Below are 14681 nucleotides of genomic sequence, written 5' to 3'. Positions count from 1 at the left end.
AGCCTAGCGGCTGGCGGGATCGGAGGCGAACGCGTGTTCGTCTTCGCACATGACATATGTATGTTGTTGACGAATGTGTGCAGGTCGAGATACGTTGGCGTACATGAACGCGAACATGCTCAACCGGCGCACTCAGGTTCTGCTCGACGACGAGCGCTACGTCCGTCTCGAACGCGTGGCCCGGGAGAGCGGCAGATCGGTCGGGGCCGTGATCCGCGAGGCGATCGACGCGAAGTTCGCGCGCGAGGATCTGACGCAGCGCCGCCGAGCTGCCGCGGACTGGCTGCTGGCACTGCCGACGCCCGAGGAGCCTGAGCCGGATTGGGCTGTCACGAAGGCCGAGATGCTTGACAGCTTCGGTGCCCCGCCGGCCTGATGGCGCGAGTCCTGCTGGATACGAACGTCTTCGCCTACGCCATGGGTGGGCCGTCGCCCTACCAGGAGCCCTGCCGAGGCATCCTCGAACTGCTCGCGACCGGTGCGATCGAGGGCGAGGTCAGCACCGACCTCGTGCAGGAGTTCCTCCATCTCCGCTTCCGGCGCACGAGAGATCGCCACGCCGCCGCGGAGGCGGCGCGTCACATCGCGATACTCGTGGCGCTGCACGACGTGACCGCGTCGGAGCTGACGCGGGCGCTCGCGCTGTTCCAGCGGCACGACCACCTCGGCGCGCGCGACGCGATGTTCGCCGCGATCGCGCTCAATCGCAGACTCGACGCGATCCTCACGGCCGATCGCGGCTTCGACGGCATCCCCGGCCTGACGCGTGTCGACCCGCTCGATGCCGCGGCGGTCGAGGGGCTCTGCGGCTGAGCGACGCGCGCGCCGCGGCGGGGACGCGCGCCGCCGGCGAGCCGGCGCTATGGCGTCCCGAGCCCGGCCAGCTCGCGGGCGCGCAGCAGCACGGCGTCGGTCATCGGCACGGTCAGGCGGCCGGTGAAGGTGTTCTGCTGGCTGGGGTGGTAACAGCCGATCAGCGCCCAGCGTTCGCCGATCAGCTCAGCGCCGTGGCCGAATCTCGGCTTCGGCCGCGGGACCGGATCGCCGAGCGCGGCGCGCAGGCGCAGCGCGGCCTCCCATGCGAAGCCGCCGAGGCAGACGATCGTGTCGACGTCGCGGAGCAGTTCCAGCTCGCGCGTCAGGAACGGGAAGCAGTTGTCGCGCTCGGCCGGCAGCGGCTTGTTCGCGGGCGGAGCGCAGCGGACCGCGGCGTTGACGTAGACGCCGTGCAGCTCCAGGCCGTCGTCGCGCGCGACCGAGGTCGGCTGGTTGGCGAGGCCGCAGCGGTGCAGCGCGGCGAACAGCCAGTCGCCCGAGCGGTCGCCTGTGAAGATGCGGCCGGTGCGATTGGCGCCGTGCGCGGCGGGCGCGAGCCCGAGCACGAGGATGCGCGCGTCGGGATCGCCGAAGCCCGGCGCGGGCCGGCCCCAGTACTCCTGGTCGGCGAAGGCCGCGCGCTTGACGGTCGCGACCTCCTCGCGCCACGACACCAGCCGCGGGCATCTGCGGCAGTCGACGATCTCGGCGGTCAGGGCCCGCAGGCCGGCGCGGTCGCCGCTCATCGCACGCGACAGTCGGCGGCCGCGCGGCGGCGGACGGGCGCGCGGCGGCGATCGCCCGCCATCAAGCGGGCGGCTGGCGCTGACCGAGCAGACCGAGCGCGAAGCGCTCGATCAGCGGCTGCAGGTCGAGCGGATGGGCCGGCTGCCCGAGCCGGACCTGGCGCGACGCGAGCTCGACGATCGCGCCGACGATCGCGAAGGAGTCGTCCGGCGTGGAGAAGCGCGGCGAGCCGGTCGTCTTCGCCATCCGCTCGTTCTCGCGGTCGACGACGCGCGCGAACCGCTCCAGGATCTCGTCGCGTCTGCGTGCCGCCGCGGGCCCGGCGCCGATGATCTCCACGAGCAGCGTCTGCGCTTCGTTGGGGAACTCGACGAGCGCCATCAGGAACGCTCTCATTCCCTCGCGCTGGCGCGTGAGCGGATCCTCGCCGGCCGCCGTCGCCGCCTTCACGATGCGACCGATCAGCACGTCCCACGCGTAGTCGAAGAGCGCGATGATGCACTCCTCCTTGTTGGCGAAGTGCTCGTAGAACGTCGCCTTCGACATGCCGGCGGCGCGGCTGATCGACTCCGCGCTGGCGTCGGCGTAGCCCGTCTCGGCGAAGACTGCTGCCGCGGCCTCGAACAGCCGCGCCCGCTGCAGACCGAGCCGGACTTCGAGCGGTGGTGCGTGCCGGCCGCGAGGGATCGCGCTACGCGGCGTGGTGCGGTCGGAGCTGGCCATCGCAATGATCGATGCCAGTCTAACTCTGTCGAGCGGTCGCGGGCGGCGCGCCGAACGGTGGCGCGCCAGATCGGTCAGCCCGAGGGCGTCAGCCGAGCGCGCGCCCGTACTGGCGCTCGTAGTACTCGCGGTAGTCGCCGGAGCGGATCGGCTCCCACCACCACGTGTTCTCGCGATACCAGTCGACCGTCTGCTGCAGACCCTCGGCGAAGTGCACCCGCGCCTCCCAGCCGAGGCCGCGCAGCTTCTCGGACGAGAGCGAGTACCGGCGGTCATGGCCGGGTCGGTCGGTGACGTACTCGATCAGCGAGTCGTCGTTGCCGGTCGCGGAGACGATCCGCTTGACGACCTCGATGTTGGGACACTCGTCCGGCCCGCCGACGTTGTAGACCTCGCCCGCGGCACCCTGCTCCAGCACATGGCCGATGCCGCGCCCGAAATCGGTCACGTAGAGCCAGTTGCGCACCTGCATGCCATCGCCGTAGACCGGCAGCTTGTCGCCGTGCAGCGCGTTGAGCACCATCAGCGGGATCAGCTTCTCCGGGTACTGATACGGCCCGTAGTTGTTCGAGCCGCGCGCGATCAGCGTCTCGAGCCCGTACGTGTGGAAGTAGCTGAGCACGAGCAGGTCGGCGCCGGTCTTCGTCGCGCTGTACGGCGAGGAGGGCTGCAGCGGGGAGGTCTCGGTGAAGGAGCCCTCCTCGATCGAGCCGTAGACCTCGTCGGTCGACACCTGCACGTAGCGGACGCCGGCCTTGCGCGCGGCCTCCAGCAGCACGTACGTGCCCTGGCCGTTGGTCGTCACGAATGCGTCCGGCTCTGCGATCGAGCGGTCGACGTGCGTCTCGGCGGCGAAGTTGACGACGGCGTCGACGCCGTCGATCGCGTCGGCGACCGCGGACGGGTCCTCGATCGCGCCGTGCACGAAGCGCACGTCGTCGATCACGTCGTGCAGGTTCTCGCGACGGCCGGCGTACGTCAGCTTGTCGAGGACGACGACGTCGTCACCGTGCTCACGGACGCGGATGCGGACGAAGTTGGAGCCGATGAAGCCGGCCCCGCCGCAGACGAGCAGCTTCATGCGTGCACCTCTCGTGCGTTGAGGAAGTCGGACAGGCCCCCTTGCCACGGTGGCAGCAGAGGGCACTCCGCGCGCTCGCTGGCGAGCGCGCTGAAGGCGGGACGCGGCGCCGGCCGCGGCATCTCCGCCGTCGTGCACGGCAGCACGCGGCAGGTGACGCCGGCCTGACGGAAGATCTCGATCGCGAAGGCGTTCCAGGAGACCGGCGCGCCGCCGCCGGCGAGGTGGAAGATCCCCTGCGCCTCGCGCGCGTCGCCGAGCGCGAGCGCGAGCAGCGCCGGCGCGAGATGGGCGGTCGCCGTCGGGCAGCCGATCTGGTCGTCCACGACGGTGACCTCGTCGCGCTCCGCGGCCAGCCGCAGCATCGTCGCGGCGAAGTTGCCGCCGCCGGTGCCGAACAGCCACGACGTGCGCGCGATCGCGTGCGACCCGCCGGCGGCTGCGACGGCCTGCTCGCCGGCGAGCTTGGTGCGGCCGTAGACGCTGTGCGGCCCGGTTGCGTCGGACTCGACGTACGGCAGCGCGCCGGCCGGCCGGTCGCCGGCGAAGACGTAGTCGGTCGAGATGTGGACCAGCCGCGCGTCGAGCTCGGCGGCCGCGCGCGCGACGTTCGCGGCCGCGGTCGCGTTGACGGCGGCGGCGCCGTCGGGGTCCTGCTCGGCGCCGTCGACGTCGGTCCAGGCGGCGCAGTTGACGATCGCCGCGGGCGCGGCCGCCGCGAGCGCGGCGGCGACGGCGCCGGCGTCGGTCACGTCCAGTTCGGCGCGCGCCAGCGAGACGACCTCGTGGCCGGCGGCGCGGGCGGCGGCGGCGACGTCCTTCCCCAGCATGCCGCCCGCCCCCGTGACGAGGAGGCGCGAAAAGCTGCGGCCTGCGGCCTTGCTTTCCGCCGGAAACGCTCGCCCGGAGGGCTCGCCTTTCCGAAGGCTCATGGAATACCGATCTCCGAGTTGTCGCCGACCATGAAGCGGTAAGCGCGCGGCTGGCTGCTGTCGCGGCGGATGCGCGAGTTGCGTCCCATCAGCGACGACTCCATGCGGCCGTCGAGGTTGCGCACCGAGGAGCCGGCCAGCAGGATCGAGTGCTCGACCTCGGCGTTCTGGATCTCGCAGTCGACGTCGATCGCCGTGTACGGGCCGACGTAGCAGTCGGTCAGCCTCGCGCCCGCGGCGATCACGGCCGGGCCGCGCACGGTCGCGCGGATCAGCGTCGCGCCCGCCTCGACGATCACGCGGCCGTCGACGGTCGAGTCGATCAGCTCGCCCTCGATCCGCGGCTCGATCGCGTCGAGGATCAGGCGGTTGGCCTCGAGCATGTCGTCGAGCCGCCCGGTGTCCTTCCACCAGCCGCGCACGACGTGCGGGTCGACGCGCAGGCCGGTGTCGACCAGGTGCTGGATCGCGTCCGTGATCTCCAGCTCGCCGCGTCTGGACGGTCTGATCGCGCGCGCGGCGTCGTGGATGCCCGGCGTGAACATGTAGACGCCGACGAGCGCGAGGTCGGTCGCGGGCTCCTTCGGCTTCTCGACCAGGCGTGTGACCGAGCCGTCGCCGTTGAGCTCGGCGACGCCGTAGTTCTCGGGGTCGTCGACCTGCGTCAGCAGGATCAGCGCGTCCGGCTCGTTGGCGCGGAAGGCGTCGACCAGTTCTTGGATCCCGCCCTGCAGCAGGTTGTCGCCGAGGTACATGACGAACGGCGAGTCACCGAGGAACGACTCGGCGGTCAGCACCGCGTGCGCCAGGCCGAGCGGCTCGTCCTGGAGGATGTAGGTGATCTCGACGCCGAACTGCGAGCCGTCGCCGGCGACCTCGCGGATCTCCTCGCCGGTCTCCGGCGCGATGATGATCCCGATCTGGCGGATCCCCGCCGCGGCCATCGCGTCGATTCCGTAGAAGAGCACGGGCTTGTTGGCGACCGGCACGAGCTGCTTGGCGCTCGTGTGCGTGATCGGCCGCAGCCGCGTCCCCTTGCCCCCGGAGAGGATCAGTCCCTTCAGTTCGTTCATGCGACTGCCCAGCCTAACGGGCTGCCGCGGCCCGCGCAGCGCGCGGGCCGTGTTTCAGTAGACCCCGCCGAGCTTGCGGTGGTCCCACGTGACGGGCGGCTCGGCGGCGACGAACTGGAGCGCGACGCGCTTGGGCGCCTGCGCCCGCACCATCGCCTCGACCTCCGGAGCGGGCTCGCCGCCGCCGCCGTAGCGTCTGAACAGCTCGAGCCCGAAGGCGGTGACGGCGTCGACGTCGTGATGGAGGCGCGCGCGGGCCTTCACCATCACGCCGCGCAGCTGGTCGTACTGCTCGCCGCTCTCGACCTGGAGCGTCACGCGGTCGTCGCGCTCGAGGTTCTTGACCTTCTGCGATCTCGCGTAGGTCCACGCCCACAGCTCGCCGTCGCGGACGGTGAACCAGAGCGGCATCAGGTGGGGCCAGCCGTCTCTGCCGACGGTGGCGACGACGACGGTGCGCTGCTCGTCGAGGAAGGCCGCCAGCTCCTCCTCGGTCATGCGGATCAGATCGCGTCGGCTCATGGCGGGCGAGCCTAGATGATCGATGCCGACCGCACGGTAGGTTGCTGTCGCGCCCAGTATTGACCTTGGCGATCGATTCGATCAAGATTCACCGATGTCGTCAGGTATCGTGCCGCGCGTGCCAGAGGAGACCTCCGCCGTCGGCAGGCCGGGGCGCAAGCGCAGGCCTGCCGCGCCGCACGACGTCCAGCTGCCCTCCGGCCGTCATGGGCTGTCCCCGAGATTCGTCGCCGACAACCAGCGCGACCGGATCGTCGAGGCGCTCGTCGACGTCGTCTTCTCGCTCGGCTATCCGGCCGCTTCGGTCGAGCGCGTCTCGGCCCGCGCCGGCGTCTCGCGCCGGACCTTCTACGAGCAGTTCGACGGCAAGGAGGACGCCTTCGTGCGCACCTGCGACGACGCCGCCGCGAGGCTCTACGCGCGCGTCGACGCGGCGCGCGCGACCGGGACGACCGCGTCGGAGCAGCTTCACGCCGGGCTCGCCGCCCTCCTCGACGGGCTCGCGCGCAAGCCGAGAGTCGCGCACATGTGCGTCGTCGGGATCCTCTCGGCCGGGCCGGCGGCGATCGAGCGGCGCGACGCGCACAACGCCGGTTTCGCGCGGCTGCTCGAAGAGATCGCGCGGGGGCAGGGCGGCGCGCCGCTGCCGCCGCTGACCGCGGAGGGGATCGTCGGCGCCGTCCACGACGTCGTCTACAAGCGGATCGCGGCCGGCGAGACGAGCACGCTGCCGGCGCTGCTCGACGACCTGCACGGCTTCTGCACGCTCTTGTTCGGGCAGGCGACCGACCCGCGGCGGGCGTAGTGCTGCGCAGCGAGCCGACCCCGGATCCCGCCGCGCTGGCTGACTACCAGCGCGTGCTCGACCGCGTCTTCGAGCGCAGTCGCGAGCTGATCGAGAGCGCGCCGACGTGGCAGGCCGGGCTCTACCGCGCGGTGCTCGCCTGTTACACGGAGATGCGCTCCAACCCGCAGGCGCTGCACCTGCACTTCATCGCCACGATGCGCGACGCGCGCGTGCTGCAGACGCGCGTGCGGCACCGCGACCGCCTGCTGGCGCTGCTGGCGCGCACGCGCGACGACGCACCTGACTCGCTGCACGGCGAGTTCCTGCTGAACATGATCCACGCGTCGATGCGGACGCAGATCAAGGCCGGCGCGACCCCGCCGGACCTCGACGCCGCGGAGCAGACCTTCGCGACGATCCTCTGGCGCGGCGCGCCGCTGGCCCGCTGAAGCGGGCCGCTCCGACCGCTCTATCTGAACGCCTTCCGAACGCCCGAGAACCGCGCTGCGGCGGGCTTTTGACGACCGTCGCGGCGGCTGGAAAGGTGGCATGCGCGAATTCTAATGTTGACTAAATCGGTCGACAATGAGAGATTGTTTTTCGAAGTCGTTGTCACCGGTCGCTAGGAGCCTCACCCGTGTCAAGACGTACGCCCTCCGTTGGACGGGGCCTGCAGAGCGCTGTCATCGCGCTCGCGCTCGCCCTTCTCGCAGTCGTCGCGGTCGCCGCGCTGGCGGTGCAACCCGCGACCGCCGCGAGAGCGACGAGCAAGGCAGCCGCCAAGGTCGCGCTCACGCAGGCGAAGGTGACCGGGCAGACGCTCACGCTCGCCGGCCGCGTCGAGCTGCCGCGCGGCGCCGCGATCCAGCGCAGACGCGTGAAGGTCGCGTTCGCGCTCGCCGGCGCGCGTGGCAAGAGCGAGCGCTTCACGGGGCCGATCGACGCCAGACACGCGTTTCGGCTGAGACGGGCGACCAAGCTGACCGGCAGGCTCGCGCTCACCGTCCGCGTCACGATCGGGGGGCGGCAGTCGGGCAGAGCGCTGACGCGCAGCGTGACGGTCAAGGCGGCGGCGAGAACGACGACGCCGACGACCGGGGGCGGCGGGACGACGACGCCCGGCGGCGGCGGTGGGACGACGCCGCCGCCGGCGCCCGGCCCCGCCCCGGCGCCCGTCGGCGCCACGCCCCTCATCGGCCTCTTCAAGCTCGATGCGGGCCAGGAGGACGCCAGCGGCAGACGCAGCGGCACCTGGTTCGCGATGCTCAACCCGGGCGGCGAGCCGATGAGCAACCACGATTCGCCCTTCCGCGACAAGGACTTCACGCCGCTGGGCCCCGGCAGCGACGGCGGGCTCCGCACCGACGCCTACCAGGAGCCGCCGGTGCCGGCCTACTCGGGCCCCTGGGTCGAGGCCGAGCAGATCCTCCGCGGCGACGCGCTCGCGAGCCGGATCGTCCAGCCGCAGAAGTTCTTCGGCGTGAATTTCAGCATCGTCACGGCGGCGACCGACGCGCAGACGGGGTCGGCCGATCCGCTGCCGCAGATCAGCCACAAGGACGGCCGGATCAGCGGGCAGGTGACGGCGTGGGTCGCGCAGTGGAACGGCATATCGTTCAACCAGGGGGCGCCGAAGCCGGACGGCACGCTGCCCGGGCGCACCGCCGCGCTGAGCGGCACCTACGACGCCGCGACCCGGCGATTCGTGCTCGAGTGGAAGAGCTTGATCGTCGGCGGCCCGTTCGACACCTTCACCGGCTCTTGGCATCTGGAGGGGACGTTCGTCCCGAGCTGAGCGACCGGGGCAACCGCGACGGCGCTCGCGCGCTCGGGGGTTGCGAAGACTGCATTGACGTGAGTCGGTGACCGCGGCAGTTCCAGCTGCCGCCGTCACCAGAGCTCACGTCACCAGCAGGCCGCGAGGGGGAACTCGCGCGCAGTGCCTAGCGATGCATTGGCTGTCATCGCGTCCATTCACTCCAAACAACAGCCAAGGAAAGGGTAACAAGATGGCCACCACCATCAGCACGCGGCGGATGTCGCTGCGCACCATGCTGCTCACGCTCGTCCTCGGCGCAGCCGCGGTCGCGGGCTTCACCGGCTCCGCGAACGCCGCGACGGTCACGCTCAACAGCGGCGTGATCAGACTCGGCACGTACGACAGCACCAACAACCCGCCGGTCAACGGTTCGTGGGTGCGGCTGTACCAGGACGGGACGTCGACGTTCTACTCGAACAGATCGTCGCTCACGAGAGACCCGACGTACACGCAGCTCGTCAACGGCACGGCCGGGATCCTGCTCGGCAGAGCACAGGTGTCCGAGGGCTTCAGCGGCCCCGACTCGCTGTCGGACGACATCCTCAACCCGCAGCAGTTCGACAGCGTCAGATTCGGCGTCTTCACGACCTCGGGGCCGACGCTCCTGGTCGATGACACGACGAACCAGATCGTCGGCGGCAACTTCAGCACCTGGACCGTCGGCTACGGCGGCACCGACTACCCGACCGGCGCCAGCGGCAGCGCCCTGAGAGGCACCGTCGACCCGACCGGCGGCGCGATCACGCTGCGCTGGACGGCCGACATCACGAACGGTCCCTTCGCGCCGTTCACCTCGGAGTGGGAGATCAAGGGCACCTACACGCCGTAGGCGAGCCCGTCACAGCAACACCGGCAGAGCGGGGTGGCGCGCAGTGGCGCGCCGCCCCGCGCCGCTGCTCGAGTTCACAAAGGAAGAAGGCGCATGCACCATCCGATCACCTCCCCGGCCGCCCGCGACCCCAAGCGGCGCCACGCGCGCCGCGCGCGCGCGGCCGCCTGCGCGATCGCCGCGCTCGCGGTCGCGCTGCCGGCCACCGCACGGGCGGCGCAGACCCAGTTCGTCAGCTGGGGAGCGGACGGCGGCGGCTTTCCGCAGGCTCTGGTGCCGGCACCGGTGGCAGACGCCGCCGGGGCGACCGCCGCGGCGATCGCGGGCGACCGCTCGTTCGTGCTGACGCCTGAGGGCGTGCGCGGCCGCGGCGTCGCGAGCAGCGGCGGGCTCGGCCTCGGCGACGGCGTCTTGCCCGACGAGGGAGCGTTCACCGCGATCCCGGGCACGGCAGGCGCGGTCGCCGTCTCGGCCGGAACGACCGCGACGCTCGTGCTGAAGGGCGACGGGACCGTGCTCGCCTTCGGCGGCAACAGCTACGGCGACGCCGGTGCGGCACCGGGGACGAGCGTCGGCACTCCGACGGCCGTCGCAGGCTTGACCAACGTCAGAGCGATCGCCTCCGGGACGAGCGCCAGCTTCGCGCTCAAGGCCGACGGCAGCGTGTGGGCATGGGGCCGCAGAGACACGCTCGGCAGCCAGGCCGCCTACGACGGCGGTGACCGCGCCACGCCCACCCAGGTCGAGCTGCCCGCCGGGACGACCGCCACCGCGATCTCCGGCGGCAGCCAGCACGCGCTCGCGCTGCTGAACGACGGCACCGTCGCCGCATGGGGGCGCAACGGCCAGGGACAGATCGGCGACGGCTCGACGCCGTCCTCCGCCAACCTGCTGACGAGCGCGGTGCGCGTCTTCACGCCGCCGCCCGGCCTCACCGTCAGATCGATCTCGGCCGGCTACCTGACGAGCTTCGCGCTGCTGTCCGACGGCAGCTTCCGCGCCTGGGGGCGCAACCTCTTCGGCCAGCTCGGCCTCGGCGCCGGCACCACCGACAGAGTGCTCGTGCCGACCGCGCCCAACCCCAACTCCCTGCCGTCGTTCCCGGCCTATCCGAGACTGACGCAGATCAGCGCCGGCTTCTACTCGACCTACGGGCTCGGTGAGGACGGCTTCGTCTACGCGTGGGGCAACGGCGGCAGCGGCGAGTTGGGCAGCCCCACGTACGCGTACAGATTCCCATTCGACGGCAGCGCCGGCGGTGCCGGCCAGACGGCGACCGAGATTCCCCAGCGGGTCGGCGTGCTGAAGCAGGTCCCGTGGCTCTCCGTCGGCACAGGCGCCTACCGCCAGCTCGTGCTGACCGAGCAGACGCTGCAGCCGGCCTCCACCGACCGCGGCAGCATCGCCTTCCTTGGCCAGGAGGTCGGGACGCTGAGCCGCGCCCGGGCGGCCTACGTCGCCTCGCGCGGCGCGCCCTCGACGATCACGCGCGTGCGGATCGTCGGCGAGCACCGCGACGACTTCCTCTTCGCCCGCTTCGGCATCGACGACGCGACGCTGCCGTATGTGCTCGACGCCAACCGCGAGTTCGGGTTCTACGTCCGCTTCTCCCCGTCGGAGCCGGGCCTGCGGACCGCGACGCTGGTGGTCGACGCCGCGGGCGAGACGGCCTACATCCCGCTCGAGGGCTTCGGCACCGAGCCGAGCGGCGGCCCCGCCGGCGAGAAGGGCGACAAGGGTGACCCGGGCGCCGGCGGCCCCGCCGGGCCCATCGGGCCGACGGGACCGAGAGGCGCGGCCGGACCGAGAGGCGCAGCCGGCAAGAACGGCGTCGTCACGTTCGCGGCGAAGGCGGCGACGGTGAAGGTCAGACGCGGCAAGGCGGCCGCGCTGCGCTTCACCCTGAAGAACGCGACGAGCGGCCGGCTGGCAAAGACGGCGGCGTCGTTGAGCACGCCGAAGGCACTGCACGCGGCGCGCGGCAAGGCTGTCACGGTGAAGGCGCTGGCGGCTGGGCGGACGAGTACGCTGACGGTGCCGCTGCGCGTCGGCGCGACGGCGAAGCTCGGTACTCACCGTGTCACCGTGACGTTGAAGGTCGGGTCGAAGACGCTCGTGCGAACGGTGACGGTGCGGGTCGTCCGCTGAGCGCATGCTGAGGTCGCTGCGGATCGCCACGACGTTCAAGGAGGGCACCGCCAACGCGCGCTACCGCGCGGAGATCCCGCTGCGCGAGCTGGCCCGCCGCGGCCACAGCGTCGTGCGGCCGTCGGCGGACGGTTCGTTCGCCGGGCTCGTCCAGCGGGAGCGACCGCCGTGGGACGTGGCGCTGGTCCAGCAGGCGACCGGCGACGACGACCTCGCCGCCGTCCGGCGGCTCCGCGAGCTGGGCGTCGCCGTCGTGTGGGACAGCGACGACGACGTCCGCGGCATCCCCCGCAACAGTCCCGCCTACCATCGCGCCGGCGGGCGGCGAGGGGTGCGGCGGCTGTTCGAGCGCACCGTCGAGATCGCGCGGACCGCCCACCTGATGACGACCCCGAGCGCGCACCTCGCGGAGCTCTATCGCGCCGAGGGGGCTCGCCACGTGGCGGTGATCGAGAACTACCTGCCCAACGACGCGCCCGGGCGCCCGCGGACGCGTCATGCGGGCGTCGTCGTCGGCGTCGTCGGTGCGCTGGAGCACGAGCGCGACCTCGAGCAGCTGCGGATCGGCGCGGTGCTGAAGGAGCTGCTCGCGCGCCAGCCCGACGTCCGCGTCGTCGCGATCGGCTGCGGGCTCGGCTTCGACGATCCGCGCTGCGCGTGGCACAGGGTCGTGCCGCCCGAGCGGCTCGAGCAGCTGACGCGCGGCTTCGACATCGGGCTCGCGCCGCTGGCCGACGGCACACTGGCCCGGAGCCGCTCGAACGTGAAGCTGAAGGAGTACGCCGCCGGCGGCGCGGCGTGGCTCGCGTCGCCGATCGGCCCGTACGTCGCGCTTGGCGAGGAGCAGGGCGGCCAGCTCGTGGCGGACGGCGACTGGCTCGCCGCGATCGAGCGGCTCGTCGTCGACCCTCGTCGTCGCGTCGAGCTGGCGACGCGCGCCCGCGGCTGGGCGGCGCGGCAGACGATCTCCAGCGGTGCGCGGGTGTGGGAGCGCGAACTGCGCGCCGCGATCGAACGGGCGCGTGACGAGAGACGCGTCGACACACGCGTGAGCCGCGCCGGACGCCGCCGCTCACCGCGTCACGCACTCCAACCACCAATCTAGACTAATCCGATAGAGAATGTAGTATTGTTTTTCGAGCCCATGCCGAGCACGTCAGTCACTCTCAAGTCGCTCGTCTCGTTCCCGAACCCCGTCAACGAGGTCACCGCCCGCGTCGTCGCGGGCGGCGTCGTGCTGCTGGGGCTCGCGACGATCGTGCTGCAGCAGCCGTGGCTGACGCTCGTGTTGGCCGTCGGCTTCCTGCTGCGGGTGCTCTCCGGGCCCCGCTTCAGCCCACTGGCCGTGCTCGCCAACAGAGTGATCGTGCCGCGGCTGCCGTTCAGAGCAAAGCTCGTCCCCGGCCCGCCGAAGCGGTTCGCGCAGACGATCGGGCTGGTCTTCTCGACGGCGGCGGCGCTGCTGTTCTTCGCCTTCGGGCTCGACACGGCCGCCTACCTCGTGGTCGGCGCGCTCGTCGTCGCCGCGAGCCTCGAGTCGTTCGCCGGGGTCTGCCTCGGCTGCCAGGCGTTCGCGCTGCTGATCCGCGCCGGGGTGATCCCGGAGGAGGTCTGCGAGCGCTGCAGCGACATCTGGGCGGGGCGCAGGCCGCCTGCCCCGGCGCCGCCCACGCCGTGATGCGCGCGCTGGTCGTCGCGGCCGTGCTCGCGGTCGCGGCGCTCGCCGGCCCGCTGACCACAGGCGCCGCCGCGGCCGGCAGCGCCTCGCGCGCCGTCGAGTTCGTCGAAGCGGCGCAGAACAAGGACGGCGGCTTCGGCGCGACGAAGGGCGCCGCCTCCGACCCGCTCGCGACGCTGTGGGCGTCGGCGGCGCTGCTGGCCGCCGGCAAGCACCCGCGCGACGAGTTCCTCAAGAACGGCCGCAGCGCGGAGGACTACCTGCTCGGTCACCTCGGGGCGTACGGCTCGCTCGAGCAGCTCGGTCTGCTCGCGCTCGTGCAGGGCACGAGCGGACTGGGCGCGAGCGCCTTCGGAAACCCCGCCTCGAAGATTGCCGCGCGCCTCAGCGAGAGCGCCGTCCGAGCCGACCCGCAAGGCGTCGCCTTCGCGATCTTCGGACTGCTCGCCGCCGGCGACGGCAGCGCCAAGACGACCGCGCGCAAAGCCGCCGAGTCGCTGCTGGCGAGCACGACCTCCGACGGCGCCTGGGGACCGGACGGCAACGCCGACTCGGCCTCGACCGCGGCCGTGCTGCAGGCGCTGGCCGCGACCGGCGTCGCCAACCGCGATACGCCGCAGGTGCTCAGCGGCTTCGACTACCTGCGCGCCGCGCAGGTCAACGACGGCGCGATCGCCGAGTCGACGCGCGTCGAGAAGGCGAGCGCCGGCGGCTCCGTCGCCGCGACCGCCTACGCGATCCAGGCGCTGGAGGCGTTCGGTCTGCCGAGCATCCGCACGAGCACCGGCAAGACCGAGCGCAACGGGCTGACGCAGTACCAGCAGCAGAGCAGCGGCGGACTGACCTCGAAGGGCGGCATCTACAGCCAGGTGCCGCCGTCGGTCGTCGAGACCGCGCAGGCGTTCCCGGCCTTCAACGGCCGCTCTTTCCAACTGCCGCCCGTCAAAAGCACCAGCGGCGGCCCCGATGCCGCGCGCAGACGCGCCGACGCGAAGCGCAAGGCGGCGGAGAGAGCCAAGCACGACAACAGCCAGCGGCGGCAGAGCAGCGGCAGCTCCGACGAGGGCGCCAGCAGCGGCGCCGCCGGCAGCAGCGGCGACACGGCCGACGACCCCGGCGCCTTCGAGAGAGCGGTCGACGGCGGTGGCAGAGCGGGTGACGAGAAGGCGGCGGAGAACGCCGCCGGAGACGAGCCGGCGGAGAGATCCGCGAGATCGGAGAGAGCTGCCAGAGAGGAGGCCGCGGCGCCCGTCGCCGCGGGCGGCGAGGAGGTCAGCGGCAGCGTCGTGAGAGCCTCCTCGGGCCCGGCGCTGAAGACGAGAGCCGGCGCTGACGACTCGGGTCTGACGAACAGACAGCGAGCGACGATCGCGGTCGGCGGTCTGCTCGGCCTGCTGCTGCTGCTCGGCGTCGGGCTCGAACGGCTGCGGCCGCGGCCGGCCGGCGCGCGGGCGCTGAGCACCGAGGGCCTGATCGCCGCGCAGCGGGTCGGCCGCCCGCTGCAGCGCGGCGCGGCGCGCGCCGGC

16 protein-coding genes are annotated in these 14681 nt (G+C 72.3%); 10 read left to right on the top strand and 6 right to left on the bottom strand.

Annotation, left to right across the window (positions count from 1 at the left end; genetic code table 11):
* The first annotated feature begins 103 nt into the window (after nt 1-103).
* Nucleotides 104-376 (top strand): ribbon-helix-helix domain-containing protein, encoded by a 273-nt coding sequence (locus R7226_RS13365; RefSeq protein ID WP_318597666.1) that lies wholly within the window; start codon nt 104-106, stop codon nt 374-376.
* A complete protein-coding gene (locus R7226_RS13360) occupies nt 376-813 on the top strand; it encodes a type II toxin-antitoxin system VapC family toxin (RefSeq protein WP_318597665.1) in 438 nt (145 codons plus the stop codon). The genes R7226_RS13365 and R7226_RS13360 overlap by 1 nt, the downstream gene beginning before the upstream one ends.
* 47 nt (nt 814-860) lie before the next feature.
* On the opposite strand, the gene R7226_RS13355 is transcribed toward R7226_RS13360, so the two are convergent.
* From R7226_RS13355 to R7226_RS13330, 6 genes are all read right to left on the bottom strand, one after another.
* Nucleotides 861-1562 (bottom strand): uracil-DNA glycosylase, encoded by a 702-nt coding sequence (locus tag R7226_RS13355; protein WP_318597664.1) that lies wholly within the window; start codon nt 1560-1562, stop codon nt 861-863.
* A gap of 61 nt (nt 1563-1623) precedes the next feature.
* Nucleotides 1624-2286: a TetR/AcrR family transcriptional regulator gene (locus R7226_RS13350; protein WP_318597663.1), complete on the bottom strand. Its 663-nt coding sequence runs from the start codon at nt 2284-2286 to the stop codon at nt 1624-1626.
* Nucleotides 2287-2374: 88 nt separating this feature from the next.
* Nucleotides 2375-3367, bottom strand: coding sequence for a dTDP-glucose 4,6-dehydratase (gene rfbB / locus R7226_RS13345; RefSeq protein WP_318597662.1), 993 nt, complete (start codon nt 3365-3367; stop codon nt 2375-2377).
* Entirely contained in the window at nt 3364-4299 is a 936-nt protein-coding gene (rfbD, locus tag R7226_RS13340) for a dTDP-4-dehydrorhamnose reductase (protein ID WP_318597661.1), read from the bottom strand. The genes rfbB and rfbD overlap by 4 nt, the downstream gene beginning before the upstream one ends.
* Nucleotides 4296-5372 (bottom strand): glucose-1-phosphate thymidylyltransferase, encoded by a 1077-nt coding sequence (locus R7226_RS13335; protein WP_318597660.1) that lies wholly within the window; start codon nt 5370-5372, stop codon nt 4296-4298. Before R7226_RS13335 ends, rfbD begins: the two co-directional genes overlap by 4 nt.
* A 54-nt stretch (nt 5373-5426) precedes the next feature.
* Nucleotides 5427-5894 (bottom strand): pyridoxamine 5'-phosphate oxidase family protein, encoded by a 468-nt coding sequence (locus R7226_RS13330; protein ID WP_318597659.1) that lies wholly within the window; start codon nt 5892-5894, stop codon nt 5427-5429.
* A gap of 118 nt (nt 5895-6012) precedes the next feature.
* On the opposite strand from R7226_RS13330, the gene R7226_RS13325 reads away from it, so the two are divergent.
* From R7226_RS13325 to R7226_RS13290, 8 genes are all read left to right on the top strand, one after another.
* Nucleotides 6013-6699, top strand: a complete 687-nt coding sequence (locus R7226_RS13325) for a TetR/AcrR family transcriptional regulator (protein WP_318597658.1) — start codon at nt 6013-6015, stop codon at nt 6697-6699.
* Nucleotides 6699-7130 carry a hypothetical protein gene (locus tag R7226_RS13320; protein WP_318597657.1) on the top strand — a complete coding sequence of 144 codons (432 nt, stop codon included), beginning with the start codon at nt 6699-6701 and terminating at the stop codon, nt 7128-7130. The genes R7226_RS13325 and R7226_RS13320 overlap by 1 nt, the downstream gene beginning before the upstream one ends.
* 188 nt (nt 7131-7318) lie before the next feature.
* A complete protein-coding gene (locus R7226_RS13315) occupies nt 7319-8476 on the top strand; it encodes a hypothetical protein (RefSeq protein ID WP_318597656.1) in 1158 nt (385 codons plus the stop codon).
* Between the two features lie 214 nt (nt 8477-8690).
* Entirely contained in the window at nt 8691-9329 is a 639-nt protein-coding gene (locus R7226_RS13310) for a hypothetical protein (RefSeq protein WP_318597655.1), read from the top strand.
* Between the two features lie 93 nt (nt 9330-9422).
* The gene (locus R7226_RS13305; RefSeq protein WP_318597654.1) at nt 9423-11477 is read left to right on the top strand and encodes an RCC1 domain-containing protein; all 2055 of its coding nucleotides are present in this window, start codon (nt 9423-9425) and stop codon (nt 11475-11477) included.
* Nucleotides 11478-11481: 4 nt separating this feature from the next.
* On the top strand, nt 11482-12582 hold the full coding sequence (locus R7226_RS13300) for a glycosyltransferase family protein (RefSeq protein ID WP_318597653.1): 1101 nt from the start codon (nt 11482-11484) through the stop codon (nt 12580-12582).
* Between the two features lie 39 nt (nt 12583-12621).
* Nucleotides 12622-13155 carry a DUF4395 domain-containing protein gene (locus R7226_RS13295; protein WP_318597652.1) on the top strand — a complete coding sequence of 178 codons (534 nt, stop codon included), beginning with the start codon at nt 12622-12624 and terminating at the stop codon, nt 13153-13155.
* On the top strand, nt 13155-14681 hold a 1527-nt coding region (locus R7226_RS13290), incomplete at its 3' end, for a prenyltransferase/squalene oxidase repeat-containing protein (RefSeq protein WP_318597651.1). The genes R7226_RS13295 and R7226_RS13290, both read left to right, overlap by 1 nt.

Source organism: Conexibacter stalactiti, assembly GCF_033542075.1.
Classification (GTDB): domain Bacteria; phylum Actinomycetota; class Thermoleophilia; order Solirubrobacterales; family Solirubrobacteraceae; genus Conexibacter; species Conexibacter stalactiti.
This window is presented reverse-complemented; position numbering and strand designations above follow the sequence as displayed.

Excerpts from the sequence above, each read along its gene's own strand:
- R7226_RS13365 (WP_318597666.1), top strand. The coding sequence starts at position 104 with ATGAACGCGAACATGCTCAACCGGCGCACTCAGGTTCTGCTCGACGAC.
- R7226_RS13360 (WP_318597665.1), top strand. The coding sequence starts at position 376 with ATGGCGCGAGTCCTGCTGGATACGAACGTCTTCGCCTACGCCATGGGT.
- R7226_RS13355 (WP_318597664.1), bottom strand. The coding sequence starts at position 1,562 with ATGAGCGGCGACCGCGCCGGCCTGCGGGCCCTGACCGCCGAGATCGTC.
- R7226_RS13350 (WP_318597663.1), bottom strand. The coding sequence starts at position 2,286 with ATGGCCAGCTCCGACCGCACCACGCCGCGTAGCGCGATCCCTCGCGGC.
- rfbB (WP_318597662.1), bottom strand. The coding sequence starts at position 3,367 with ATGAAGCTGCTCGTCTGCGGCGGGGCCGGCTTCATCGGCTCCAACTTC.
- rfbD (WP_318597661.1), bottom strand. The coding sequence starts at position 4,299 with ATGAGCCTTCGGAAAGGCGAGCCCTCCGGGCGAGCGTTTCCGGCGGAA.
- R7226_RS13335 (WP_318597660.1), bottom strand. The coding sequence starts at position 5,372 with ATGAACGAACTGAAGGGACTGATCCTCTCCGGGGGCAAGGGGACGCGG.
- R7226_RS13330 (WP_318597659.1), bottom strand. The coding sequence starts at position 5,894 with ATGAGCCGACGCGATCTGATCCGCATGACCGAGGAGGAGCTGGCGGCC.
- R7226_RS13310 (WP_318597655.1), top strand. The coding sequence starts at position 8,691 with ATGGCCACCACCATCAGCACGCGGCGGATGTCGCTGCGCACCATGCTG.
- R7226_RS13305 (WP_318597654.1), top strand. The coding sequence starts at position 9,423 with ATGCACCATCCGATCACCTCCCCGGCCGCCCGCGACCCCAAGCGGCGC.
- R7226_RS13300 (WP_318597653.1), top strand. The coding sequence starts at position 11,482 with ATGCTGAGGTCGCTGCGGATCGCCACGACGTTCAAGGAGGGCACCGCC.
- R7226_RS13295 (WP_318597652.1), top strand. The coding sequence starts at position 12,622 with ATGCCGAGCACGTCAGTCACTCTCAAGTCGCTCGTCTCGTTCCCGAAC.